Origin of the sequence: Xanthomonas sp. NCPPB 1067 (assembly GCF_020783795.1) — a bacterium.
GTDB classification, from domain to species: Bacteria; Pseudomonadota; Gammaproteobacteria; order Xanthomonadales; family Xanthomonadaceae; genus Xanthomonas; species Xanthomonas melonis.
Genome location: NZ_JAJGQG010000037.1, coordinates 1 through 24,533, shown reverse-complemented (window position 1 = coordinate 24,533; position 24,533 = coordinate 1). Strand labels below are relative to the sequence as shown.

The 24,533-nt window shown below is 66.9% G+C and carries 19 protein-coding genes and 1 pseudogene; 6 read left to right on the top strand and 14 right to left on the bottom strand.

Annotated features, from left to right (window positions below):
* The first annotated feature begins 42 nt into the window (after positions 1–42).
* Both LL962_RS19120 and LL962_RS19115 read left to right on the top strand, forming a co-directional pair.
* Positions 43–1,050 (top strand): sensor histidine kinase, encoded by a 1,008-nt coding sequence (locus LL962_RS19120; RefSeq protein ID WP_228318053.1) that lies wholly within the window; start codon positions 43–45, stop codon positions 1,048–1,050.
* Positions 1,047–1,406: a response regulator gene (locus tag LL962_RS19115; protein ID WP_228318052.1), complete on the top strand. Its 360-nt coding sequence runs from the start codon at positions 1,047–1,049 to the stop codon at positions 1,404–1,406. The genes LL962_RS19120 and LL962_RS19115 overlap by 4 nt, the downstream gene beginning before the upstream one ends.
* Before the next feature lie 18 nt (positions 1,407–1,424).
* On the opposite strand, the gene LL962_RS19110 is transcribed toward LL962_RS19115, so the two are convergent.
* The gene (locus LL962_RS19110; protein ID WP_167395249.1) at positions 1,425–1,631 is read right to left on the bottom strand and encodes a hypothetical protein; all 207 of its coding nucleotides are present in this window, start codon (positions 1,629–1,631) and stop codon (positions 1,425–1,427) included.
* Between the two features lie 194 nt (positions 1,632–1,825).
* Here LL962_RS19110 and LL962_RS19105 point away from each other — a divergent pair, with 194 nt between their 5' ends.
* Complete coding sequence (locus LL962_RS19105; protein WP_228318051.1) at positions 1,826–2,536, top strand: rRNA pseudouridine synthase; 711 nt, start codon at positions 1,826–1,828, stop codon at positions 2,534–2,536.
* A gap of 665 nt (positions 2,537–3,201) precedes the next feature.
* Here LL962_RS19105 and LL962_RS19100 read toward each other — a convergent pair.
* The 4 genes from LL962_RS19100 to LL962_RS19085 form a co-directional block, all read right to left on the bottom strand.
* Positions 3,202–3,606 (bottom strand): response regulator, encoded by a 405-nt coding sequence (locus LL962_RS19100; protein ID WP_104586580.1) that lies wholly within the window; start codon positions 3,604–3,606, stop codon positions 3,202–3,204.
* Between the two features lie 78 nt (positions 3,607–3,684).
* Positions 3,685–4,164 carry a hypothetical protein gene (locus LL962_RS19095; RefSeq protein WP_228318050.1) on the bottom strand — a complete coding sequence of 160 codons (480 nt, stop codon included), beginning with the start codon at positions 4,162–4,164 and terminating at the stop codon, positions 3,685–3,687.
* A gap of 137 nt (positions 4,165–4,301) precedes the next feature.
* Entirely contained in the window at positions 4,302–6,104 is a 1,803-nt protein-coding gene (recQ, locus tag LL962_RS19090; RefSeq protein WP_228318049.1) for a DNA helicase RecQ, read from the bottom strand.
* Positions 6,105–6,623: 519 nt separating this feature from the next.
* A complete protein-coding gene (locus LL962_RS19085) occupies positions 6,624–7,172 on the bottom strand; it encodes a Dps family protein (RefSeq protein ID WP_029220802.1) in 549 nt (182 codons plus the stop codon).
* A 105-nt stretch (positions 7,173–7,277) separates the two neighbouring features.
* On the opposite strand from LL962_RS19085, the gene hrpA reads away from it, so the two are divergent.
* Positions 7,278–11,390, top strand: a complete 4,113-nt coding sequence (gene hrpA, locus LL962_RS19080; protein WP_228318048.1) for an ATP-dependent RNA helicase HrpA — start codon at positions 7,278–7,280, stop codon at positions 11,388–11,390.
* A gap of 100 nt (positions 11,391–11,490) precedes the next feature.
* Here hrpA and LL962_RS19075 read toward each other — a convergent pair whose 3' ends face one another.
* The 9 genes from LL962_RS19075 to pqqA form a co-directional block, all read right to left on the bottom strand.
* Positions 11,491–14,127: a TonB-dependent receptor gene (locus tag LL962_RS19075; RefSeq protein WP_104586575.1), complete on the bottom strand. Its 2,637-nt coding sequence runs from the start codon at positions 14,125–14,127 to the stop codon at positions 11,491–11,493.
* A 109-nt stretch (positions 14,128–14,236) separates the two neighbouring features.
* Positions 14,237–15,271 (bottom strand): glucokinase family protein, encoded by a 1,035-nt coding sequence (locus tag LL962_RS19070; protein WP_228318047.1) that lies wholly within the window; start codon positions 15,269–15,271, stop codon positions 14,237–14,239.
* Positions 15,272–15,685: 414 nt separating this feature from the next.
* On the bottom strand, positions 15,686–17,173 hold the full coding sequence (locus LL962_RS19065; protein WP_228318046.1) for a PhoPQ-activated pathogenicity-related family protein: 1,488 nt from the start codon (positions 17,171–17,173) through the stop codon (positions 15,686–15,688).
* Between the two features lie 387 nt (positions 17,174–17,560).
* Positions 17,561–18,073, bottom strand: coding sequence for a hypothetical protein (locus tag LL962_RS19060; RefSeq protein ID WP_104586572.1), 513 nt, complete (start codon positions 18,071–18,073; stop codon positions 17,561–17,563).
* Positions 18,074–18,301: 228 nt separating this feature from the next.
* Positions 18,302–19,438 (bottom strand): pyrroloquinoline quinone biosynthesis protein PqqE, encoded by a 1,137-nt coding sequence (pqqE, locus tag LL962_RS19055; protein WP_228318045.1) that lies wholly within the window; start codon positions 19,436–19,438, stop codon positions 18,302–18,304.
* A complete protein-coding gene (pqqD, locus tag LL962_RS19050; RefSeq protein ID WP_228318044.1) occupies positions 19,435–19,713 on the bottom strand; it encodes a pyrroloquinoline quinone biosynthesis peptide chaperone PqqD in 279 nt (92 codons plus the stop codon). Before pqqD ends, pqqE begins: the two co-directional genes overlap by 4 nt.
* Positions 19,710–20,462 carry a pyrroloquinoline-quinone synthase PqqC gene (pqqC, locus tag LL962_RS19045; protein WP_228318043.1) on the bottom strand — a complete coding sequence of 251 codons (753 nt, stop codon included), beginning with the start codon at positions 20,460–20,462 and terminating at the stop codon, positions 19,710–19,712. Before pqqC ends, pqqD begins: the two co-directional genes overlap by 4 nt.
* A complete protein-coding gene (gene pqqB, locus LL962_RS19040) occupies positions 20,459–21,358 on the bottom strand; it encodes a pyrroloquinoline quinone biosynthesis protein PqqB (protein WP_104586568.1) in 900 nt (299 codons plus the stop codon). Before pqqB ends, pqqC begins: the two co-directional genes overlap by 4 nt.
* A 78-nt stretch (positions 21,359–21,436) precedes the next feature.
* Positions 21,437–21,517, bottom strand: a complete 81-nt coding sequence (gene pqqA / locus LL962_RS19035) for a pyrroloquinoline quinone precursor peptide PqqA (RefSeq protein ID WP_002812057.1) — start codon at positions 21,515–21,517, stop codon at positions 21,437–21,439.
* A 306-nt stretch (positions 21,518–21,823) separates the two neighbouring features.
* Here pqqA and LL962_RS19030 point away from each other — a divergent pair, with 306 nt between their 5' ends.
* Together LL962_RS19030 and LL962_RS19025 are read left to right on the top strand one after the other, a co-directional pair.
* Complete coding sequence (locus LL962_RS19030; protein WP_228318042.1) at positions 21,824–23,995, top strand: RelA/SpoT family protein; 2,172 nt, start codon at positions 21,824–21,826, stop codon at positions 23,993–23,995.
* A 176-nt stretch (positions 23,996–24,171) separates the two neighbouring features.
* Positions 24,172–24,533, top strand: a pseudogene (locus LL962_RS19025) (hypothetical protein); the annotation flags it as partial.

Below are 24,533 nucleotides of genomic sequence, written 5' to 3'. Positions count from 1 at the left end.
GTTCCTCCATCAATGCGTTTCAACTTCAGGACCGTGTCGTCAATGGCCGTGCATCAGGAAGACGCCGCGAGGTCGCGTATCTACGAGGCCTTGCTCCAGGCAACACCGGATCTGTTGTATGTGTTCGATACCGGGCACCGGTTCGTCTACGCCAATCAGGCCCTGCTGACCATGTGGGGCATGCGCTGGGAAGATGCGTCCGGCAAGACGTGTCTGGAGCTGGGTTACGAGCCCTGGCATGCGGCCATGCACGACGAGGAGATCGAGCGGGTGATCGCCACCGGTCAGCCGATCCGCGGCGAAGTCCCGTTTCCGCATTCGGTCAAGGGGCTGCGCATCTACGACTACATCTTCACTCCGGTATTCGGGCCGGACGGCAAGGTGGAGGCGATCGCCGGCGCCACCCGCGACATCACCGAACACACCCAGCACGCGCAACATCTGCAGCTGCTGATCAACGAACTCAACCATCGGGTCAAGAATTCGCTGGTGATGGTGCAGTCGCTGGCGCGGCAGTCGTTGGCCAACGCCGCCGACCTGGCCGATGCGCAGGAAAAGATCGAGACGCGGCTGCTGGCGCTGTCGCGCGCGCACGACACGCTGACGCGGGAAAACTGGGTCAGTGCCGACATCCTGGAGCTGGCACGCGATGCGGCTGGCCTGTACGACTTGCGCGACAGTGCGCGCTTCACGCTGCAGGGCGCGTCCTGCCGGCTGGATCCGCGCCGCGCGCTGGCATTGTCGATGGCACTGCACGAATTGTGTACCAACGCGCTCAAGCACGGCGCATTGTCGTCGGCCCAGGGCTGCGTGGAGATCGTCTGGGAACTGCATGACCGCGATGGCCAGCGCGCGCTGGAACTGGTGTGGCAGGAATCCGGCGGGCCGCCGGTGCATCCGCCCGCACGCAAGGGCTTCGGGGCGCGCCTGCTGGAGCGCGGCCTGGCCCACGATCTCAAGGGCGAAGTGAAGCTGTCGTTCGAGCCGCGCGGGGTGCGCTACACGGTGTTCATCCCGTTGCCGGCCGCGTCCGAGGAGCGGGCGCCATGAGCCTGCGCGTACTCCTGGTCGAGGACGAATCGCTGGTGGCGATGCTGCTGGAGGATTGCCTGGCCGAGCTGGGATATCAGGTGGTCGCGACGGTGGGCGATGTCGAGACTGCGCTGGAAGCGGTTCATCGCGGCGGCATCGATCTGGCCGTGCTGGACGTCAACTTGGGCGGCACATTGTCGTTTCCGGTCGCCGAGGCACTGGACGCGCGCAACGTGCCCTATCTGTTCGTCACCGGCTACGCGCAAAGCGGTATCCCGGAGCGCTATCGCCATCGCCATGGCCTGCAGAAGCCGTTCCAGTTCCGCGACCTGCAGGCGGCGCTGCTGTTGCTCGGTGGCGCGAAGGCCGTCTGACGACGACCCGGCCGCGGATCAGCCTTCCAGCGCGGCAAGCACGTCGGCATGCAGTTGCTCGGCGCCGGCTTCGCTATTGAAGCGCGCGAAGACCTCTTCGCCGGAGAGCAGGCCAATACGTACCGAGTGGCAGTAGGAGCCGAAGCTTTCGCCGGCATTGAACGGGTCGTTGACCACGGAGATGTGATTGAGCCGTACCCGCGTGGTGCCGAACTTGATGAACATCTGCGCTCTCCTGTTGGAACGCCGAGTGTCCCACGTTGCCGTGCGGGGCAGAAGCATGCGCGACAGCGCTACCGGACCCGAGGTGCGTTGCTGCCTGGGTGTCCGGACAAGACCTGGAAGGGGAGGTGCCGCGCACGCGGTCCGTTGCCTGCCCCCAGCACGTACACTGCCGTCCCCGCCAGTGAGCCCGCCCGATGTCCGATCCCATCCGCCTGGATAAATGCGTTGCCGCGCTGTTCGCCTGCTCGCGCGGGCAGGCGCAGCAGTACATCGAAGGCGGTTGGGTCAGCGTCGACGGTGTGGTCGTGGAAGAGCCGCAGGCGCTGGCGAGCGCTGCACAGGTGAGCCTGGCAGCGGAGGCGGTGCTGGCGCCCGCCGAGCCCGTCACCTTGTTGCTGCACAAACCGGCGGGGCTGCCTGCCGTCGCTGCGGTGGCACTGGCCACGGCGGCCTCCCGGAGCGAGCTGGACCTGCTGCCGCTGCGCGTGCTGAAGCGCCACTTCCTGCGCCTCAATGCGCCGCTGCCACTGGAGGACGCGGCCAGTGGTCTGCTGGTGTTGAGTCAGGACGGGCGCGTATTGCGCAGGCTGACCGAGGATGCGGATTCGATCGAGCAGGAATACGTGGTGGACGTGCGTGGGGAGCTGCGCCCCTATGGCATGGCGCGGCTGACGCAGGGCCTGACGTACCAAGAGCGTCGCCTGCCGCCCTGCAAGGTGAGCTGGCAAAGCGAGCAGCGGCTGAGGTTCGCAATCAAGCAGGTGCAACCCGGGCAGTTGCGCCATATGTGCAGCGAGGTCGGCCTGGAGGTGGTGGGAATCCGTCGGCTGCGGGTCGGCCGCGTATCGCTGGGCAAACTCGCCCCCGGCCACTGGCGTTACCTTCCGGCGGGCGAGCGCTTCTGAGCTGCCCTGCTGTGGGCACCACCCTGCCACTCCGCCGTGCCGACTCGACCGGCGCAAAGGCTCTCCGCTGCGAACAGGACCTCGTTGGGACCGATCACCGCACCAGGGTCAGGGCGGTTGCGCGGTGGGTCTTCAGGCGGTCGACCCAGGCAGCCAGGAAGGCCATGCACGCCTGTCGCCCAACGCCCGTGTCGTCGCCCTCCGGCGACGTCGCTCGCCGCGCGTTGCCGATGCCGGCGAACTCACTTCTTGTTGCGCCTCTTCTTGGCGCGCGTCACCAGCCAGAACACCACGCCGATGATGCCGATGACCAAGATGACGAACGCTGGTGACAGAAACGAATTGTCGCCCATGGGATTCTCCTGAAATTCTGCAACGATGCGCTGCACTGTCAGTCAGCCTAGCGATCGCGTTGATTGACAGCGTGAAATGCGATGCACCCGGATGCATCCGATCGATCGGTAAGTGGTGCGTTCGATCCAGTCGCGCTCGGGCGGCTGCAGTGCATGCGCCGCCGATCGCGGCAATCGACGGTCAGCGATTCCAGGTGAGAAGTGGGGTTTGGTCCCGGTCTCGTCGATTGCGTTGGCATCCTCGCCGCGCCCTGGCGGTACTTTCCGCCAAGCTCCCAGAGCGCGTCTAATGCGTCTGACGACGCGGTCGCGTCAGGTGACCGAACTCGACAAGGTACGGCGCTTGGCCATCACGCTGCGGATGGCGGTAAGCAGCTGCTCGGGCGTATAGGGCTTTTCCAGAAACGCCACGCCGTCAGGCAGGATTTCTTCCACGTATTCGACGGCGAGCCCGGAGGTCAGCAAGACGGGCAGGTTGTAAGGCGCATGCGCGGCCTTGATTGCCAGGTCGACGCCGGTGAGGCCGCCGGGGAAATGGATATCGGAGAACAGCACATCGACGCGGGGATCGCTTTCGATCAGTGCCAGGGCTTCCTCGACCGATCCCGCGCTACGGCAGGTGAAACCATAACTTTCCAGGACAAGGCAGCTGAGTTGTCGTGTGCCGTCGCCGTCTTCGACGACGAAAACAATCGGCCGGTCCTTGTTCTGTGACATGAGCACGTCTCGCGGGGCAAGCCTCATTCTCAGCGATGCAATGGTGAATCCTTCGTCAACGCAGACGCAGCCGTATGGTTACCAACCGAACGGGCCAGGCCCGTAGCCTGGAACGTAGCGTGGTCCAAAGACCGGGCCTTCGCCCCGCCCGACGCTGATGCTGACGCCGATCTGACGCGGCTTGCCGTCGTCGCCGTAATAGGTCTTGCAGGAATTCAGATTGGCGGCCTGCCAGTTGCTGTTGCCGCCGCGACTGGAGTAACCGATGCCGGTCTCGACCGCGCCATGCAGCTGGCCCTGGCATTGCTCGGCGCGCTCGGCCGCGATCGATGCGGCGCTGGGTCGCGCCAGCGCGGGCCGGGAGCCGCTTTTGTCGCCGTAGAAGGTGCCGGGCGGGTCGGTGCTGTACTCCGGGTCGGAGCGGTACTGCACCGGTGCCTGTGGAATGCTCAGGTCCAGCGCACGCGCGGATGCCGGCTGGGCACTGCCGTCGCCGCTCTGGGCGAACGCGCCACCGGCGGCAAACAGCGTGGCCAGGAGAAGCAGGCTGCATTTCATCGGTTCGACTCTACTCAAGGCACTGGCAGCGCGTGCCAGCTCACTGCGTGAAACTAACAACGGCAGATTGAATGCCCGCTGTCGATTCAGGGGAATGTCGGGCAGGCGCGTGGCCCATGCCGGCGTTCGCCGTTGCGTCACCCCTGCTCGCGGATGATTTCGATCAACTGCGCGCCGTAGCGGGCCAGTTTCCCACCGCCGATACCGCCCACGCGCGACAGCGCGTCGATGCTGGTCGGTCGTTGTTCGGCGATGTTGCGCAAGGTGCTGTCGTGGAAGATGACGAAGGCCGGGACATTCTGTTCCTTGGCCAGTTCCGCACGCAGCCCGCGCAAGGCGTTGAACAGCACCAGATCCTGCGGCTGTACGGGCAGGCCGGTGCGTTGGGCGCCGCGGTCGCGGTCGCGACCGGCCGCCGGATTCTCTCGCCGCATCATCACCTGACGCTCGCCCTTGAGCACCTGGCGGCTGGCATCGGTCAGGCGCAGGCCGCCGTGGCCTTCGCTGTCGACCTCCAGCAGGCTGGCGGCGACCAATTGGCGGAACACGCTGCGCCAGGTGCGTTCGTCCAGATCGCGGCCGATGCCATAGGTGCTCAGCTGGTCGTGGCCCAACTGCCTGATGCGCTCGTTCGCGCCGCCGCGCAGGATGTCGATCAAATGGCCCACGCCAAAGCGCTGGCCGCTGCGATACACGCAGCTGAGCGCCTTCTGCGCCGCCACCGTGGCGTCCCAGGCGGCCGCCGGGGTCAGGCAGTTGTCGCAGTTGCCGCAGGGCTTGGGATAGGTCTCGCCGAAGCCGGCCAGCAGCACCTGGCGGCGGCATTGCATGGATTCGCAATAGCCGAGCAGGTGGTCGAGCTTGGCGCGCTCCAGGCGCTTGCGCTCCTCGGCCGCTTCGCCCTGCTCGATCATCTGCTTGAGCAACACCACATCGCCCAGGCCGTAGCAGAGCCAGGCCTCGGCGGCCTCGCCATCGCGGCCGGCGCGGCCGGTTTCCTGGTAGTAGCCCTCCAGCGATTTGGGCAGGTCCACATGCGCCACGAAGCGCACGTCGGGCTTGTCGATGCCCATGCCGAAAGCGATGGTCGCGGCCATGATGATGCCGTCCTCGCGCAGGAAGCGGCGCTGGTTTTCGGCGCGCACTTCCGCCGGCAGGCCGGCGTGGTAGGGCAGGGCATTGAAGCCTTGCGCGCACAGTTGCTGGGCGGTTTCTTCCACCTTGCGCCGCGACATCGCATAGACGATGCCGGCGCAGCCGCGATGGCGGCCCAGGAACTCCTGCAGCTGCTTGCGCGCGTTGTCCTTCTGCACCACGGTGTAGCGGATGTTGGGACGGTCGAAGGAGCTGACGAAATGGCGCGCGTCCGCCAGATCCAGGCGCTCGGCGATCTCGCGTTGGGTCGGTGGGTCGGCGGTGGCGGTCAGCGCCATGCGCGGGATATGCGGCCAGCGCTCGTGCAGGACGGTGAGCTGGCGGTATTCGGGGCGGAAATCGTGGCCCCATTGCGAGACGCAATGCGCCTCGTCGATGGCGAACAGCGCGATGCGGCTGCGCTCCAGCAACGACAGGAAGCGCTGGGTCAGCAGCCGTTCCGGCGCGACGTAGAGCAGATCCAGATCGCCCGAGAGCAGGGCGCGCTCCACCCGCTGCGCGGCTTCCGCGTCCAGGGTGGAATTGAGGAATTCGGCGCGCACGCCGAGCTGGCGCAGCGCTTCGACCTGGTCCTGCATCAGCGCGATCAGCGGCGAAACCACGATGCCGATGCCGTCGCGCAGCAGCGCTGGCACCTGGTAGCACAGCGACTTGCCGCCGCCGGTGGGCATGAGCACCAGCGCGTCGTTGCCGGCGGCGACGTGTTCGACGATGGCCTGCTGAGGACCACGGAAGGCGTCGTAACCGAAGACGCGGCTGAGCAGTTCGTGGGCGGGGGAAGACATCGGCCTAGGATACCGCGCGGGTCAAGCCCTGGTTGGTGTGATACTGGGCCGTATTGCGCGAAGCGGCATCAGGAATTGTCGTGATGCGGCTACCGGGATGGCCGGCAGTGTGTGAAGTCTTGTGCCGAGCAAGCGCAATGAGGCTTCGCCCCATACCCTCACCCTACGCCTCTCCCGATGGGATAGGGGCTCAATCTCCGGCAATCGATGCGGGGGTGTGGCAAAAGACTGCTGCGTTCTGCAGGGCCCGTACCCCATGCGCTCCATCGTCGTGAACCTAATTACCAATAGCCCCCTGAGTCAGGGGGCGCGCCGAAGGCGCGGGGTGTGGAGATGCGTAGCGGGGCCCAACGTTTGCAACGCAAATGTTGGGGGACATGTCCGCGAAGCGGAGATGGCTGAGCCCCCTGAGTCAGGGGGCGCGCCGAAGGCGCGGGGTGTGGCAGGCAATTGAGCAGGGGCCCAAGGTTTCGCAACTGCGAAACCTTGGGCAAACCCGAAGGGGCGAAGCCCGAGGGTTTACTGCAGCAGCGAACGCAGCATCCAGGCGTACTTTTCGTGGGTCTGCAGGCGCTGGGTCAGCAGGTCCACGGTCGGATCGTCGCCGGCGTCGTCGGCGGTGCCCAGCACCTTGCGTGCGGTGCGGCAGACCGCTTCGTTGCCACTGACCAGCTGGCGCACCATTTCGCGCCAGTCGGCGCTGTCGCTCAGGCCCGGTTCTTCCGGGATCGAGGTCAGCGCGACGAATTCCCGGTACGAGCCCGGTGCGTTGTAGCCCAGGGCGCGGATGCGCTCGGCCACTTCGTCCAGCGCGGCCCACTGCTCGGTGTACTGGGTTTCGAACATGGTGTGCAGCGAGTTGAACATCGACCCGGTGACGTTCCAGTGGAAGTTATGGGTCTTCAGATACAGGGTGAAGGCGTCAGCCATGTAGCGTGCCAGACCATCGGAGATCTGCTTGCGATCGGCATCCTTGATCCCGATATCGATATGCGGCGCGGAGGCGGCAGCGACCGGCAGGGCGTCATTGACGACGACGGGCTTGTTGGCGTTCTTTTTCTTGGACATGGGATGGTCCTTACCGAGGGAGTGATGTCTGATGGAACGGATATGGCGTCACAATGGATAGGCTAAAGGATTAAACGTCATTCAATCTTTCACATTCTTGGATCAATGAGCGCTATCGACACCGATCTTGCCAATGCCTTGCGCGAGCGCCGCCGCGCTGTCGATGGCGCGATGAGCCGCGACCGCGGCCGCTTGCTGGGCCTGTGGTCGCGCTGGCAGGGCAGGCCGGGTAATGTGCAGGCGCGCGAGGCGTTCGAGCAAGCATTGGCGGCATCGCTGGCGCAGCGCCAGGCACGTGCCGAGCAGCAGCCGGCCATCACCCTGGACGAGCAGCTGCCCATCGCACGCGAGGCCGAGCGCATCGTCGCACTGATCCGCGAGCACAAGGTCGTGGTGATTGCCGGCGAGACCGGCTCGGGCAAGACCACCCAGCTGCCCAAGCTGTGCCTGGCCGCCGGGCGCGGGGCCGCGGGCATGATCGGCTGCACCCAGCCACGGCGGATCGCCGCGCGCGCGGTGGCCGCACGCGTGGCCGACGAGCTGAAGACGCCGCTGGGCACCACGGTCGGCTTTCAGGTGCGCTTCACCGACCGGGTAAGCGAACAATCGCGCATCAAGTTCATGACCGACGGCATCCTGCTGGCCGAGATCGCCAGCGACCGTTGGCTGTCGGCGTACGACACCATCATCGTGGACGAGGCGCACGAGCGCAGCCTCAACATCGATTTCCTGCTCGGCTACCTCAAGCAGCTGCTGAAGAAGCGGCCCGATCTCAAGTTGATCGTCACCTCGGCCACCATCGATACCGAACGCTTCGCGCAGCATTTCGATAACGCGCCGGTGATCAGCGTGGAGGGCCGCACCTTTCCGGTGGAGGTGCGCTATCGGCCGCTGGAGGGCGAGGCGGCCGGGGATGAGGCCGAGAGCGGTCGCGATGGCGAGCGCACCGTCAACGACGCCATCGTGGCGGCGGTCGACGAGATCACCCGCATCGATCCGCGTGGCGACGTCTTGATGTTCCTGCCGGGCGAACGCGAGATCCGCGATGCGCACCATGCGTTGGAGCGCCGCAAGTACCGCGATACCGAGGTGATGCCGCTGTATGCACGGCTGTCGGCGGCCGACCAGGACAGGGTATTCAATCCTGGCCCGCGTCGCCGCCTGGTGCTGGCCACCAACGTGGCCGAGACCTCGTTGACGGTGCCGCGCATCCGCTATGTGGTGGACCCGGGCTTTGCGCGGGTCAAGCGCTACAGCCCGCGGCAGAAGCTGGACCGCCTGCACATCGAGCCGATCTCGCAGGCCAGCGCCAACCAGCGCATGGGCCGTTGCGGCCGCATCGCCGAAGGCATTTGCTACCGGCTGTATGCGGAAGCGGACTTTGCCGCGCGCCCGGCCTTCACCGATCCGGAAATCCGGCGCTCTTCGTTGTCGGGCGTGATCCTGCGCATGCTGCAGCTGGGGCTGGGGCGGATCGAAGAGTTTCCGTTCCTGGAGGCCCCGGACGAGCGTGCGGTGGCAGACGGCTGGCAGCAATTGCTGGAGCTGGGTGCGATCGATGCGCAGCGGCGTCTGACCGCCATCGGCCGGCAGATGGCGCGCCTGCCGGTGGACGTCAAGCTGGCGCGCATGCTGGTGGCCGCGCAGCAGCATGGCTGCCTGCGCGAGATGATCGTCATCGCTGCGTTCCTGGGCATCCAGGATCCGCGTGAGCGCCCACCCGAGGCGCGCGAGGCCGCCGACAACGCACATGCGCTGTTCGCCGATGCGCGCTCGGAATTCGTCGGCATCCTGCGCCTGTGGGAGGCCTACCGGCAGGTGCATGAAGACCTCACCCAGTCCAAGTTACGCGACTGGTGCGGCCGGCATTTCCTGGGTTTCCTGCGCATGCGTGAATGGCGCGAGCTGCACCGGCAGCTGCGGCTGCTGTGCGAGGAGCTGGGCTGGAGCGAGGAGCCGGCCACGGCCATCCTGGCGCCGCTGCTGGCCGGTGCCAGCGCGCCGACGCGCGCCGATGAACACCGCGCCAATCGGCCCACGCGCGGGCAACTGCACCGCGCCGCGCGGCTGGCGCGCGAAGGCAAGGCCGATCCGGGCGCGGTACCGGTGCAGTCCGCGGTGGCGGCGCCGCACCGGCAGGGGGATGCCAGCGAAGCCTCGTCACGCATCAGCGAACGCGAACGCGCTGCCGCGTATCAGGCCCTGCATCGCGCGCTGCTGGCCGGTCTGCCGACGCAGATCGGCCATCGCACGGAGAAAGGCGATTTTCTGGCGGCACGCCAGCGTCGCTTCGTGCCATTCCCCGGGTCGGCGCTGGCACGCAAGCCGCCGCCGTGGATCCTGGCCGCCACGCTGCTGGACACGCAAAAAGTCTGGGGCATGACCAACGCGGCGATCGAGCCTGACTGGGCCATCGCCGAATTGGGGCATCTGCTGGCGCGCAAGCACTTCGATGCGCACTGGTCGCGGGCGCAGGGGCAGGTGGTGGCGTCCGAGCAGATCAGTCTGTTCGGTCTGGTGCTGGCGCCCAAGAAACCGGTGCACTTCGGCAAGATCGACCCGGCGGCCGCGCACGATCTGTTCGTCCGCCAGGGCCTGGTGACCGGCGAGATCAACACGCGCGCGGCATTCGTCGCCGACAACCTGCGCGTGCTGGAGCAGGCGCGCGAGGAAGAAGCCAAGCTGCGCCGCGCCGGCATCGTGGCCGACGAGGATTGGCAGGCGCGCTGGTATCTGGACCGGATTCCGGCCGAGCTGCATTCGGCCAGCGGGCTGGATGCGTGGTGGAAGACCCTGCCGCCGGACAAGTGCCGTGCCCTGCACTGGAGCTTGAACGACCTGTTGCCTGGCGAAGGCAGCGAGGCCGATCGTTTCCCGAAGTACTTCCCGCTCGGCGATGCGCGGCTACCGCTGCACTACCGTTTCGAGCCCGGCGCCGCCGACGATGGCGTGACGCTGGAGGTGCCGCTGCATTTGCTCAACGCACTGGATCCGGCGCGGTTGTCGTGGCTGGCGCCGGGCTTCGTGGCCGACAAGGCGTCGGCGCTGATCCGCAGCCTGCCCAAGGCGCAACGGCGCAATTTCGTGCCGGCGCCGGATTTCGGCCGCGCGTTCTACGAGGCCTACAGCCTGCCATCTGCGGACGATCTCCGTGGCGAGCTGGCCCGCTTTCTGTCCAAGGCCACCGGTGTGCAGGTGGCGGCATTGGATTTCGATGAACACGCGCTGGATTCGCATCTGTCGATGAACCTGCGGCTGCGCGATGACAACGGCAAGGTGCTGGCCGAATCGCGCGATCTGGACGCACTGCGCGCGCGCTTCGGCGAACGTGCCGGGCAGGCATTCGCAGCGCGCGCCGGGCGCGCGCTGGCCGCCGAAGACTTGCGCGAGTTCCCGGCTGCGCCGATTCCCGAACAGGTGGCCGGCGAAGCCGGTGTGCCGGCGTATCCGGCCCTGGTGGAACAAGGCGAGGCGGCAGCACTACGTATCTTTGCCGACCGCAACGAGGCGGTGCAGGCGCATCCGCGAGGCGTGCGGCGGCTGCTGGAAATCGCCCTGACCGACAAGATCAAGCAGGCACGCAAGCAGTTGCCGGTGTCGCCCAAGACCGGCCTGCTGTATGCGGCGATCGAATCGCAGGAACGCCTGCGCGGCGATCTGGTCGATGCTGCGCTCAATGCGTTGCTGGCCGACGGCCTGGGCGCGATCCGCGATCCAGGCGCCTTTGCACAGCGCCGCGACGATGCGAGCAAGCGCCTGTTCGGTGAAGCGATGCAACGGCTGAAACTGGCCGAAAGCATCCTGGGTGCGGTAGCCGAACTCAAGCCGCTGCTGGAGGCGCCGTTGATGGGCTGGGCGCGCGGCAACCTGGACGATATGGAGCAGCAGTTGCGCGGCCTGGTGCATGCCGGCTTCCTGCGGCAGACGCCTGCCGAAGCGCTGGCCAACTATCCGCGCTATCTCAAGGCGATGATCCTGCGCACCGAGCGTGCCAAGCGCGATCCGGCACGCGACCAGGCACGCATGCTCGAACTCAAGCCGTTCGTGGACGCGCTGGACGAGGCGGCCGCACACGGGTTGCAGCTGCGCGCCGACTGGCAGGCGCTGCGCTGGGATCTGGAAGAGCTGCGGGTGTCGGTATTCGCGCAGGAGCTGGGTGCCAGATCCGGCGTCTCGGCAAAGAAACTGGCCCAGCGGGTTGCCGCGTTGCGCGGCTGACGGCGCGAACCGTCAGCACCACACGGCCTGCAGCGCTGCGCAGGCACGTGGGCATCGGCCACCCTGACGGGCGGCGCGATGCGGTCGCCGCGGGCGTGGATCAGAACTTCAGATGCAAGGTGGCCATGTACCGCCGCCCACTCTTGTAGCGGCCGGCCAGGTGGTCCTTGTCGCCGAGGTACTGCAGATACTCTTCATCCAGCAGGTTCTGCGCATCCAGCTGCAGCGACCAGTTCGGGCTGAACGCATAGCCGATGCTGGCACCGAGTTCGGCATAGTCGTCCACACTGGCCGGGGCCGCGCCGGCCACGTAGCCGCCGGCCAGATAGCTGTCGCGCCAGTTGTAGGTCAGCCGTGCATTGAGCGGCCCCTTTTCGTAGTACGGGCTGACCGCTACGCTGTTGCGCGACTGGTAGGGCAGGGCATTGCCGGTGTTGTTCTCGCCGTTGGCGTAGGTGTAGTTGGCGGTCAGGCCGAAGCCGCTGTCGCCGAAGGGTTGCTGGAACGACAGGTTGAAGCCCTTGACCTTGCCCGTGCCGGCGTTGCGCGGCCGCTGGATGCTGTAGTCGCAATAGCCGTCGGCAGTGCAGCCATTGCTGCCCACCAACTGCGCCCAGCTTTGCGGCGCAGTATCGCGCAGTGCGTTGTACTGGCGCTCCACGCTGGCGCTGGTGTCGATGTAGTTGTCGATCTTCTTGTAGAACACCGACCAGGCCACCACCGACTGCTGCGCGAAGTAGTACTCGGCCGATAGATTGAAGTTCCATGATTCGTATGGCGACAGCTCCGCATTGCCGCCGCTGCCGGTCAAGGTGGTGTCGTTGAGGAAGGTGTTGTTGACCATCTGGTTGTACGGTGCCCAGGCGATCACCTTGGCCGCGGCGAAGCGAAATACCCAATCGGCGCTGGTGTCGTAGGCCAGGGTGAGCGAGGGCAGCAGGAAATCTTCCTTGCGGGTGCGGGTCTGCCACAGGCTGTCGGCGTTGGCCAGCGAGGGCGTGCCGCTGTAGACGAAGCCGCTGCCTTCGGTCTTGGAATCGACATAGCGCACGCCGAGGTTGCCGCGCAGGCCGCCACCGGAAAAATTCAACTGCGCGTAGGCGGCGTTGTTGGTCTGCTGCAGCGCCCAGGTGTTGTTGAGATAGCTGGCCGGATCGGGCGCGGCATAGTTCACCGGGCTATTGCGGATCCAGTTCAGCACATTGTTGCGGCCTGCCTGTACATGCCGGCCGTGGTCGGGATGGAAGCCGTCCAGATCGGTGAGGCCGATGGTGCCCACGTCCGCCAGCGTGCCAGGTGTCACACCGCCGTAGACGTTGAGTTCGAAGCGTTCGTCGTGCTTGCCGTGGCGTACGCCCAGCAGCAGTTGATTGAACACGCTGTCGAACTGCAGGTTCAGATCCAGCTGGCCATAGCTGTCCTTGCTTTCGGTGGAGAAGATGCCGTTGTTGCCGAACCAGCCGCCGGCCGAGCCCCAGTTGGCCGGATCGCGTGCGCCGGCCGGGTCGTCGAAGCGGATGCCGCGGCGCGTGTCCCAGCTGAAGCCGCCGTTGTAGAACGGTTCGATGAAATATTGCGACAGGTCCTCGTTCTCGGACTTGCTTTGGCCGATCTGTCCAGTCAGGCCCCAGCCCTCGCCGCGAAACGCGCCGCGCAGATCCAGCCCCCGGGTGGTGACTTCCGATTCGCGCACATTGTTGTCGTAGATCACCGTGCCGCCGAGCGGATCGGCGTTGGCGCGCGAATGGCCACTGGTCACCACACCGTTACGCACATCGCCCAGCCGGTCCACTGCAGCAACAGTGCCGGGATTCCAGGTCAGGAAGCTGTACATCGACTGGTTGTAGTTGTCGAAACTCTCCTTGATGTACAAGCCGCTGAGATTGAACTCCAGCGCCTCGCTGGGCTTGAGCTGCAGGTTGACCACGGCGCTGTCGCGCTCGCGGTCCTGCTGGAACCAGGCCGCATTGATCGAATTGGGCACATCGGCATCGGGCGGCACGGTGCCTGCGGCATTGGCGAAACTGCTGGCCGGCGCATAGCCGAACACTTCCATGCCGCGCCGGTCCACGCGCTCTTCGTAATGCTGCGCCGACACTGCGATGCCGAAGGTCTGGGCGCTGTTCTTCCAGCTATAGAGCAGTGCCGCGTTCGGCTTGCCCTGGCTGGCCTGCTCGCTGTAGCTGTAACCGATCGAGGCGGCCACCTCGTTGACCTCCAGATCCAGCGGCTGGCGGGTATGCATCAACACGGTGCCGCCCAGGCTGCCTTCGATCAGCCGCGCTTCGGAGGATTTGAGGATTTCCGCACGGCCCAGGATCTGCGGCGCCAGCAAGGTGTAGTCGAACCCGCGGCTGGGTTGTTCGCCATACAGCCAGATCGCCTGCGCCACCGGGTGGCCGTCCAGGAACGACAGGTTCAGGCTGGGATCGGTGCCATCGATGCTGACCCGCTCGCCCTGGCCGAAGCGCCGGTCCAGGGTGACGCCGGGAATCTGCGACAACGCTTCGGCCACGTTGGTGCTGGGGAACTTGCCGATGTCCTCGGCGGTGATCGCCTCGGAGATGCCTGCGTTGTTACGTTTGGTGTCCAGCGATTTTTCCAGGCTGGCGCGGATGCCGACCACCTGGACGGCGTCCAGCTCGGTGGCTTGCGTGCCGGCAGTGTCCTGGGCCTGAACGGGCAATGCCAACGACAACGCAATCGCACTGGACAGCAGGGTGGTGCTGTATCTCATGATGTCTCTCCTCATCACGAACAGGGATGGACGGCGGGCCGCTGCTCGCCGGCTGCGGGGTCTTGCGCTTGCATGTAGCCGCGCGCTGGGGAAACGCGCGGTGGATCGCTTACGACACGTCAGCGTGGTGCTGCAGATACCAGTTGGCCGCGCCGAGTACGCCAAGTTGCCCGTGCTCGACCAATTTGACCGGGATGCGTTCGAGCACCTCGCGCATACCGCCCTTGTCCAGCAGGCGCGCGCGAAACGTGCTGGCCGCCAGGAACGTGCCGATGCTCGGCAGGATGCCGCCGGCCAGATAGATGCCGCCGGCCGCGCCGTAGGCCAGTGCCATATCGCCCACGGCATGGCCGAGCAGGGCGCAGAACACCTGCAGGGTGTCGTGCGCCAGCGCATCGCCTTCGTGCAGGGCGGCATGGGTGATCGCTGCAGGCAGCGCATGCCGTGGGGTCGCGCCATGCAGTTCGCAGACGGCGGTGTACAGCCTGAGCAGGCCCGGGCCGGACAGCACGTGTTCGAGCGGCAGATAGTGCCGGTCGCGTAGCAGCAGGCGCAGCAACTGCGCTTCGTACGCATGCGTGCTGGCCAGCGCGACCTGGCCGGCCTCGGTGGCCAGCACGATCGGGCGTGGCCTGGCATCGATCCACACGGCTGCCCCCAGCCCGGTGCCCGGCCCGACTACGAGGATCGGGCCGGCGGCGCGCGCATGCCGGGGTGTGGGCCCGCTCAGTTGCAGCACCGCACGCGCCTCCATCTGCGGGGCGGCATAGGCGACCGCTTCGAAATCGTTGACCAGATGCACGCTGCGCAGCGCGAGCGCGCTACGCAGCTGCCTGGGCGAAATGCGCCATGGCAGGTTGTTGCTGATGAAGGTGTCCGCGTCCAGGGCAACGCCTGCGCTGGCGATCACGATCGCATCGACACGGCTCACCTGCGCCAGGAAGTCGGCCAGGATGGCCTCGAGGCTGGTGAATTCGGCGCAGCGATAGGTGCGGTAGTGCAGGAGTTCGATCGCCGCCGCATCCGCCTGCGCCACATGGCCGAGACGGACGTGCGTGCCGCCGACATCGGCGGCGATGAAGCCGGTGGCGGTCGGTGAGGTGGGCAAGACAGACGCCTGAGCAGAGTGCGAGGTCGCAGCCACATGCAGTCCTTTGATCCGTCCGATCGGCCCGTGCCGTCAGCGCGTACGGGCCTGTGTAGAAGTTGGTGACAACGATGTCAATGGTCCAGCCGGGTTGGATCGATCTTGCTGACGGGCTCAAGCGACGATTAGGCCCTTTTCGCCGGATCTGTGCGGACTTCGTTGCGCAATCTGGCCAACACCATCTATTTGAAGCGATGCCGACGTCGCGGTCGCGCTGACACGGCAGGTCAAGCCAGCGCCAGCAACGCGATCCACCGGGTCCGCCGGCGCTGGATCGCCAGCGACCCAGCGCCCGGCTGCGAGAGGGTGGCAATGCTCGACGGCGAGGCGTGTGCCGATGTGCTGCGATAGCCAACAGTGGCGAGCCGACAACGCGTGCCGCCGCTGTCGCTGCAGAGTGCAGGCAGGCACTCAGCGCGCGGCGGCACCGGACGCGATTCCTGGCAACGTGCTGCAGGCGGCGTTGTCGGTCGGCGGTGCCTGGGTGGGGTAGGGCTGCTTGCCGAGGATGTAGGTCTGGCTGGTGGCGACGAATCCATCCGCGTATGTGGCTTCGACGAAATAGGCGCTCCAGCCGACCTCCGGTAACTCTACCGGTACGGCGATCCTGTCGCCGTGCGGCAACGGCAATGCCGTGGCGCTGTAACGCACACCGCAGGCATAGCGGAAATCGCGCGCCTGCGCATTGCTGGCGCTCCAGAGCCGCAAGCGGGTCGGACGTTCGGTGAAGCGCAGACGGATCTGCCGGAGTGGTCCCGTGTCCAGCGCATCGCTGATGCGCGGGAGCGGGCGCTGCTGCTGCAGCCGGGCGACGAAGGGCACCAAGGTGTCGACGATCGAAGCGCGGATGTCCCTGTGCCCGCTGTTGGGCACCATGCGCAAGGCCTTGCTGCCCGGAAGCGCGTCGTAGAAAAACTGCGTGTTGTCGGGCAGGAAGAAGTCGTCGCCGCTGGCGTTGACGATGTACTTGGGCACGGACAGGCGCTTGCGGTAGCGCGTACGCAGATAATTGAACGGATCCTGCAACTGCATCAGTTGCGCGAACTCCGGAGTCTGCAACTGGGTGGTGATCCCCTGCTTGGCGTAGGCACTGAACGCGATCGGCCAGTTGCCGCCATAGGTCCGGAACATGTGATCCAGCACGGCCGGCATATTCAGGATGTCGATCACGAATGGCACCACCGCCTCCACGCGCGGGTCGGCGATGGTGGCATGCCAGCTTGCCCAGCCGCGCTTGGAAGCGCCGGTAAGGATGAAACGGTGGATGCGCAGCGGTGCCAGTTCGCGTTCGGCCAGCGACATGGCGCGCGCGATCGCAGCGGCCATCGGCACGTGCAGCGGCAGGGTCTTGCGCTGCTGCGGCGCCTTGAGGAACTGCGCCCAGGTGTAGGCCACGCTGTCGTCCTCGCGGCGTGGCGTGTCGTCGCCGCGATACGTCAAAGCCTGGTTGGGAAGATCGCTCAATGCGATCACCACCGTGCGGCTGCGTTGCGCCAGCTCCGCCAGCGCCTCCGGCGGCAACTCGCTGGCCGGCTGCGCCACGCTGCCGGGCGCCACATTGCGCGAACCATTGGTGGAGAACAGCACGGCCCGTTCCGGCAGCGCATCGGGCGGCACGTAGATCGCCACGTCGTGCTGCCAGATGGCCGGCGCGACCAGCGACTCGGGCGACCAGGTCTGCGAGGTCAGCAGGTAATCGCGTCGCTCCACGCCGTTCACGCTACCGGTCGCGAGGCGGCGATAGACCAGCGGCTGTTGCTCCACCGCGTTGCGATAGCAGACCAGCGCCTGGTCGAAGCCGATCTCCGGCAGCGTGCACTGCTCGGCAGCGGTACCGGCCAGTGCCGACCCGGTGATGAGCAGCAGCGCCGCGATGGCACAACGAGTGATCAAGCGCATGGTGGTCTCCGGATGCAGCGCAGGGCGCTGCGAGTGGCTGCAGGCGGACGGTGGCCTGCTGCAGGAGCAGGACGACGGGAGCTGCAGCTGGAGTCTGGCAGAGGCCTGGCCTTTCCGACGGCCGACAAGGGCATGGTGGTGGCGTAAGCGAAGCGACGGCGATCGGCAGCGCGGAAATGCGACCAGCACGACGTATCCACTGTGCGGCGGCGCAGCTGAGGTGCTCTGTCAACGGCACCGGCATCCACTTTCTGTAGCGCGCCAACGCGTCGAGTGCGCGCATCGTCGCGGGCATCGCCATGCCCGTTGTCGGAACCCGTCAGTCGCCCCGTGTGTGTCGCCGGCAGGTGGCGAAGCACGGCGCATTGGCGCGGCCTGGAGCGGCGCTTACTTGATCCGCCGCACCTTGGCCGGCGTGTTGTAGCCCTCGATCTGCAGATACCACACGCCGACCAGGCCCGGCTTGATCTTCACCTTGGGGGCGTCCTTGCGCACGCCCGACAGGCTGGCCGCGTCGGTCTGTTCCCACTCCTGGCCATTGGCCAGCGTATAGACGCGGCCCTTGGCGTACCCCCTGAACTCGCCCACGATGCTGCTTTCGATCGGCTCCTTGCTGCCGAAGTCGAAGAAGCCGCGGTTCTTGACGATGACTTCCTGGCGGCCGGCTTCCTTGGCCTGCTCGACCACCACCGCCGCCTCCTTGGCGACCTTGCCCTGCAGCCAATCGTTGAGCGCGGCCAGTTCGCTGGCGGAGAGTTTGTCCAGGCCGGCAGCCTTGAACTGTTCGGCGCTCATCTGCGATTGCAGGTCTCCCTGCACGGCGCGTTGGGCCAGCGCCGGTGTGGCGGTCGATGCAAGAGTCAGGCAGACCAGCACAGCAAGGCGGCGTGCGAGCGACATGGGAGCCATCCGTCGATAAGAGGACGCTAGTGTAGACGCTGGACGGGCTGGCGGTGATGGGTCGGGTTCGCAGCGATTAGCGGATCGCCCGGCTGCTGTGCGGCGGCAGAAACCAGGGTGCGGGAACCGCACGCAACGGCAACGGTACCCAGGCAGGCTGCCGTTGTGCCGACATCGATCGGCGCGCGACAGCCCGCCGCTTTCGCATGTGCTGCAGGGACGCTGTGGTCAGTCCGCCGGCGTCGTCTCGGCGATGGAAGGCGCGCGTTCGGCGCGCTCCGGGCGGCGGTAGACGAATGCCGGTGCCGGTGCCGCCGCTTCGCGTTCGGCGGTGGCGCGCACCTGCGCGTGCGCGGGCGAGCGCTCGCACACCGGGTCCAGCGTCGCTGCATCGCCACTGAGCGCCAGCGCCTGGCAGCGGCAACCGCCCCAGTCGATCTCGCGCTTGGGGCAACCCTGGCAGACCTCGGGCATCCACGCGGTGCCGCGGAAGCGCACGAACGCGTCGCCATGGTTCCAGATATCGGCCAGCGAGCGGTCGCGCAGGTTGTCGAAGCGCAGGCCGTCGATGGTTTCGGCGGCATGGCAGGGCAGCACGTCGCCGCGCGGGGAGATGTTGACGAAACGCTGGCCCCAGCCACCCATGCAGGGCTTGGGCTGGCGCGCATAGTAGTCAGGGGTGACGAAGTCGATCGCCAGGCGGTCGCCGTGGTCGCGGCGGGCGGTCTCCACTGCAGCCACGGTCGCCATCAGTTGCTCGCGGCTGGGCATCAACGCGGCCCGGTTACGCAGGCCCCAGCCATAGTATTGGGTGTGGGCGACTTCGATGCGCTCGGCCTGCCATTCCAGCGCCAGCGCGATCATGCCGGGCACGCGGTCGGCGTTGTGCCGGTGCAACACCGCATTGATCGTCAGCGGCAACCCGCGCGCGCGGACGGCGGCCGCGAACTCGCGCTTCTTCGCCAGGCTGTTGCGATACCCGGCGATACGATCGGCACCGGCAGGGTCCACGTCCTGCACGCTCAATTGCACATGCTCCAGCCCGGCGGCCTGCAACTGGTCCAGCATCGGCTCGCCGCCGGCCACGCCGGAGGTGATCAGGTTGCTGTACAGCCCGAGCGCACGCGCATGCGCCACCAGTTCGGGCAGATCCTTGCGCAGCATCGGCTCGCCGCCGGAGAAATGCGCTTGCAGCACGCCCATGTCGGCGGCCTGCTGCAGCAGCGAGCGCCAACCCGCGGTATCCATCTCTTCGCGCAGCGCTGCCAGTGCGATCGGGTTGGAACAGTACGGGCACGCCAACGGGCAGCGGTGGGTCAGCTCCAGCAATACGGACAGCGGCGGTGGCGGCACTGCGCTGCTCATGGCTTCAACAGACGCTTCTGCTGCAGGGTGCTGACGAGTTCGATCACGTCCGCTTCGATCTCGGCGGCATCGGCATCGAATTCGACCGCCAGCTCCAGCGCGATCTGCGCCACCGTACGCACGCCGTCGAAACGCTGCGCCACCGCCACCGCGATCTCGTCCAGCTCGACCACGCGTTCGGGGGCGAGCAGGACCCATTGGTCGCGCGCGCGATCGTGCTGCAATCGCACTCCTGCGCGTAGCGCCGGCTGGCTGTCGCGGCCGATGCTGCTCACGCGGCGGCCCGGCTGGCGTGGCGGTCGGGAACGAACGCATCCGGCCAGACGATGCCCGGTGCGACGTAGGCCACGTGCAAGGCGTCCAGCTGCGCCCACAACACCGAGCACTTGAAATGCAGCGCGTCCTTGACCAGTTGCTGCTTCTCCACGGTGTCGGCGTACTGCTTGACATAGTCGAGCGCGAAATCCGAATCGCGTGGCGCCTCGGTCAGGCGATGCTCGAAGTAGGCCAGTGCTTCCGGCGAAACGAAGTCGTAGTGCTTGAGCATGCCGGCCACGCGCTGGCCGATGATGTTGGGTGCGAACAGTTCGGTGAGCGAGGACGCGATCGCCTCGAGCAGGCTTTTTTCGCGCACGAACTGCAGGTACGCCTGCACCGCGAAGCGCGTGCCCGGCAGCAGCGCGCGCCCGGATTCCACCAGGTGACGGTCCAGGCCCAGCGCATCGGTCAGATGCAGCCAGCGCGCGATACCGCCGTCGGCCGCGCTGTTGCCGTCATGATCGAGGATGCGCTGGCGCCAGATCCGGCGCAGCGCCGGGTCGTCCATGCGCGCCAGGATGGCCGCGTCCTTGAGCGGAATGCAGCGCTGGTATTCGAAGCGATTCAGCGCCCAGGCCTGTACCTGGCCGCGATCGAGCTTGCCCTCGTGCAGCAGTGCATGGAACGGGTGTTGGTCGTGATACAGGCGCGCGCCGATGGCGCGCAGATCCGCTTCCAGCTGGCTGGGGGTGAGCAGGATAGTCACAGGGCGATCTCCAGGCCATCGTGCGCAACTTCCCAGCCTTGGGCGCGCGCGCTGGCGTACTCGGGCGAGTGGAGATTGAGCACCGGATTGGTGGTGTTGATGTGGATGAAAATCTTGCGCGCCACGTCCAGCGACGCGAATGCCGCCATGGTGCCGTCTGCTCCGTCGATGCTCAGATGGCCCATGCGCCGGCCGGTCTTCTGGCTGACGCCCAGTTGCACCATTTCATCGTCGCGCCATAGCGTGCCGTCGAAGAACACCAGTTCGGCGCCGTGCAGGCGTGCGCGCAACGCGTCGGTCATGGCGGCGCAGCCAGGGATGTAATGCACGCGATGGCGACCGTCATCGATGGTCAGCCCCAGGGTTTCTTCATTGCTGCCGGCCAGGTCGCCGCCGCTGCGCGATTCCATGAACAGCGGCACCTTGCCCGGGACCGAGAACGGCGTCAGTTGCAGGCCCAGCAGCGACAGCGGCGTGTCCAGCGTAAACGGCTGGCGGGACACGTAGTGCGCATTGAGGGCGTCGAAGACCGGATTCTGCGCCAGTACATCGAGCACGCGGCGGCTGGCATGCAGCGAGAACGACTGGCTTTCCCGCATCGACAGCAGGCCGGCAATGTGGTCGATCTCGCCACTGGTCAGCAGCACGGCCTCGATCGGCGAGTGCCGCAGGCCCTGCTGTGGCCAGAGCGCAGGGGTTGCAAGAATCTGCTGGCGGAAATCGGGGGAGGCATTGATCAGTACCCAGCGCTGGCCGTCGGCACTGACGGCGATGCTTGCCTGGGTACGACGCTGGGCACCGTCTGTTTGCTGCCACGCCCGCTGGCTTGCGGGAGTGTGGCAATTCCACTGCGGGTGCCCACCGCCGGCCGCCGATCCCAGAACGATGATGCGCATGGAAAACTGTTACCTACTCTGCCGGCAACGGCCGGTCATGCATCCAGGGGAAGGGCGGGGGAGCTGCGTGTCGTCGGATCAAAACTCGCCGGAGACGTAGCAGTTGATTTCGGCACCGCAGTTCACTTCACGCACGACAGGCTTCTTCCAGGTCTTCATCGGCTCACCTCGGTCATTGGTCGGAGACGCCAGCGCAGCCGGATGCCGCGATGGCGTCGATGGAGCATAGGCAGGCGATTTGGGCGAGTTGTAAAAGGCGCGTAAAAAATGCGCGCTCGCCGATCGAGTCGTGGTCGACGATGTGCGCGAAGTCTCACGCACCAAGCCTCGATCACGGCAGCGGCGGGTGAACCGCGCGTAAGTGCGTCAATCGCCAGGGCCGGCGTCGACGCCGAAATCGTCCGTTGTGGGGATGGTGACGCGCACGTTACCGTACACATCAGCCCCCATGATCGCCGCCCACCCGTGTCCACCGTTGTGACCCGTTCTCCATCCGAACGCCTGCATGCCTTGTTGCAGCGTCCGGCTGTCGCGTCGATCGCCCCGTCTCTGCGCGAGGCGCTGGAACAGGCCTGGGACCCGAGCGCGCCGGCCGTGCCTGCCGCCGACACATGGGCATTGCTGGCCGAGACCTTGGACGCACTGGCGTTGCTGGCGGCCGACGAAGCCACCCTGGTGGCGGCGCTGCTGTTCGATCTGCCGAGCCTGCGCGGCGCGGCTGCCGGGCTGCCCTGGCACCCGCCGGAGCGCCGGGTGGCGGTGGAGGGACTGCTGGACGGGCTGGACGCGGCCGATCAGGTGTGGGCACTGCACGCGGGCCGCGATGCCGGGCGCAACAGCGAGGGCCTGCGGCGGTTGCTGTTGTCGATCATCCACGACCTGCGCGTGGTGCCAATCCTGTTGGCGCGGCAACTGGCACGCATGCGCGTGGCCGACCGGCTCGGCGAAGTGCAGCGCCGCGCGCTGGCCCAGCTCACCCGCGACATCCACGCCCCACTGGCCAACCGGCTGGGCATCTGGCAGGTGAAGTGGGAACTGGAGGACCTGGCGTTCCGGCACCTGGAGCCGGATACCTATCGCCGCATCGCACGCGAAGTCGACGAGACCCGCATCGCGCGCGAGCGCTACATCGAGGCGGTCAAGCGCGCCCTGTCCGCCGCGCTGGTGCAGCAAGGCCTGCGCGCGGAGGTCAGCGGGCGGCCCAAGCACATCTACAGCATCTGGCGGAAGATGCAGAAGAAGCGGCTGTCGTTCGACCAGCTCTACGACGTGCGTGCGGTACGCGTCATGGTGGACGACGTGGCCGCCTGCTATGCCGCGTTGGGTGCGGTGCATTCGCTGTGGACGCCGGTGCCCAGCGAGTTCGACGACTACATCGCCCGGCCCAAGGCCAACGACTACCGCTCGTTGCACACGGCCGTGGTCGGCCCGGAAGGGCGCACCATCGAAATCCAGATCCGCACCTTCGAAATGCACGCGCAAGCCGAACTCGGCGTGGCCGCGCACTGGAAATACAAGGAAGGCGGCAAGGGCGCCGAAAAGGCTTTCGATCGCAAGATCCTGTGGATGCGCCAGCTGCTGGAGCAGGTGCAGGAAGGCGAGCATGGCGAACTGGCCGGCGCGCTGGATGCCGAGCTGATCGAAGACCGCGTGTATGCGCTGACTCCAAAGGGCGAGGTCATCGATCTGCCGCAGGGCGCCACGCCGCTGGACTTCGCGTACCACGTACACACCATGGTGGGGCACCGCTGCCGCGGGGCGCGTGTCAACGATCGTATCGTGCCGCTGACCTACCGGCTGCGCAGCGGCGACCGCGTGGAGATCATGACCGCCAAGGAGGCGGATCCGCGCCGCGACTGGTTGCTGGCGGCCAATGGCTTTCTGGCCAGCGGGCGCTCGCGCGACAAGGTGCGCGCCTGGTTCCACAAGCTCGATCGCGCACGCAACGTGCAGGCGGGCAAGGACCTGCTCGACCGTGAACTCAAACGCCTGGGCCTGCAGCACGCGGATCTGGGCGTGGCCACGCGCAAATTCCATGCCGACAGCGTGGACGAGCTGTACATCCAGGTGGCGCTGGGCGACACCGGACCCAACCAGGTCAGCCGTGCGCTGCTGGAAGCCGAGCGCGCGGCGTCGCAGCCGGCGGCGCCTGCGCCGCCGCGTCCGACCGCGCGCCGCGAGGGTCTGGGCAAATCCAAGTTCACCGTACAGGGCGTGGGCAACCTGCTGGTGCAGCTGGCGCGCTGCTGTCAGCCGGTGGCCGGTGAACCGATCGCCGGTTATCTGACCCGCGGCCGCGGCGTGACCGTGCATCGCAGCGACTGCGCGGCGTTGGCGCGGCTGGCCGCCGCCCACCCCCAGCGCGTGCTGCCGGTGGAATGGGGCAAGGCGGGCAGCGGTTATGAAGTGGACGTGCAGGTGCGCGCGGTGGGTCGACGCTGGCTGCTCAAGGACATCACCAACCTGATCGCGCAGGAGGACGCGCACGTGCTGGAGATCAACAGCGACAACGTGCGCGACACCGGACGGGCGCAGTTGCGGCTGCGGCTGAAGGTCAGCGACTACGGCCAGTTGTCGGCGCTGCTGGGCAAGCTGGATGCCTTGCCCGGCGTCAGCGAAGTGCGACGGCTGGGCTGAGCGGCCGGCAAGGCCGCAGCGTTCTGTGATCCTTCGAGGCGCACCGTGCCAGCCTCAACGATTCCCGATTCCCGATTCCCGATTCCCGAACACCCCACGCCGCCTTCGCGGCATGTCGCTACCATGGCGGGGTGAACGCGTCCCCGTCAGGTCGCGCCAAGGATGGACGCCACCGCATGTTTCCGCTGCCACGCTGGGCCAGGTCGCCGCGCCTTTGGGCGCCGCTGCGCAATCGCGCGCTCTGGCGGGTGGTGCTGGCGCTGTGCGTCTGCCTGCTGGTGGGTGTGGTCGCTCTGCGCAAGCCGTTGGCCGACTGGCTATGGCCGGACACCCGCGTTCAACGACTGCTGCAACGGGGCGATGCGGCATTGGCGCGCGGCAAGCTCAGTGCTGCCGACGGCAATGGCGCGCGCGAGCTGTTCGCCGCTGCGCTGGCGTTGGACAGCGACCGCAGCGAGGCGCGCACCGGGCTGGCGCGGACCGGCGCGGCCGCGGTGATGCAGGCACGCGCGGCGATCGCGGTCGGCGACGTCGCCAC

What these genes read in the sequence shown, in the direction of transcription:
- LL962_RS19120 (WP_228318053.1), top strand. Translation starts at nt 43, where the DNA reads ATGGCCGTGCATCAGGAAGACGCCGCGAGGTCGCGTATCTACGAGGCC.
- LL962_RS19115 (WP_228318052.1), top strand. Translation starts at nt 1,047, where the DNA reads ATGAGCCTGCGCGTACTCCTGGTCGAGGACGAATCGCTGGTGGCGATG.
- LL962_RS19110 (WP_167395249.1), bottom strand. Translation starts at nt 1,631, where the DNA reads ATGTTCATCAAGTTCGGCACCACGCGGGTACGGCTCAATCACATCTCC.
- LL962_RS19105 (WP_228318051.1), top strand. Translation starts at nt 1,826, where the DNA reads ATGTCCGATCCCATCCGCCTGGATAAATGCGTTGCCGCGCTGTTCGCC.
- LL962_RS19100 (WP_104586580.1), bottom strand. Translation starts at nt 3,606, where the DNA reads ATGTCACAGAACAAGGACCGGCCGATTGTTTTCGTCGTCGAAGACGGC.
- LL962_RS19095 (WP_228318050.1), bottom strand. Translation starts at nt 4,164, where the DNA reads ATGAAATGCAGCCTGCTTCTCCTGGCCACGCTGTTTGCCGCCGGTGGC.
- recQ (WP_228318049.1), bottom strand. Translation starts at nt 6,104, where the DNA reads ATGTCTTCCCCCGCCCACGAACTGCTCAGCCGCGTCTTCGGTTACGAC.
- LL962_RS19085 (WP_029220802.1), bottom strand. Translation starts at nt 7,172, where the DNA reads ATGTCCAAGAAAAAGAACGCCAACAAGCCCGTCGTCGTCAATGACGCC.
- hrpA (WP_228318048.1), top strand. Translation starts at nt 7,278, where the DNA reads ATGAGCGCTATCGACACCGATCTTGCCAATGCCTTGCGCGAGCGCCGC.
- LL962_RS19075 (WP_104586575.1), bottom strand. Translation starts at nt 14,127, where the DNA reads ATGAGATACAGCACCACCCTGCTGTCCAGTGCGATTGCGTTGTCGTTG.
- LL962_RS19065 (WP_228318046.1), bottom strand. Translation starts at nt 17,173, where the DNA reads ATGCGCTTGATCACTCGTTGTGCCATCGCGGCGCTGCTGCTCATCACC.
- LL962_RS19060 (WP_104586572.1), bottom strand. Translation starts at nt 18,073, where the DNA reads ATGTCGCTCGCACGCCGCCTTGCTGTGCTGGTCTGCCTGACTCTTGCA.
- pqqE (WP_228318045.1), bottom strand. Translation starts at nt 19,438, where the DNA reads ATGAGCAGCGCAGTGCCGCCACCGCCGCTGTCCGTATTGCTGGAGCTG.
- pqqB (WP_104586568.1), bottom strand. Translation starts at nt 21,358, where the DNA reads ATGCGCATCATCGTTCTGGGATCGGCGGCCGGCGGTGGGCACCCGCAG.
- pqqA (WP_002812057.1), bottom strand. Translation starts at nt 21,517, where the DNA reads ATGAAGACCTGGAAGAAGCCTGTCGTGCGTGAAGTGAACTGCGGTGCC.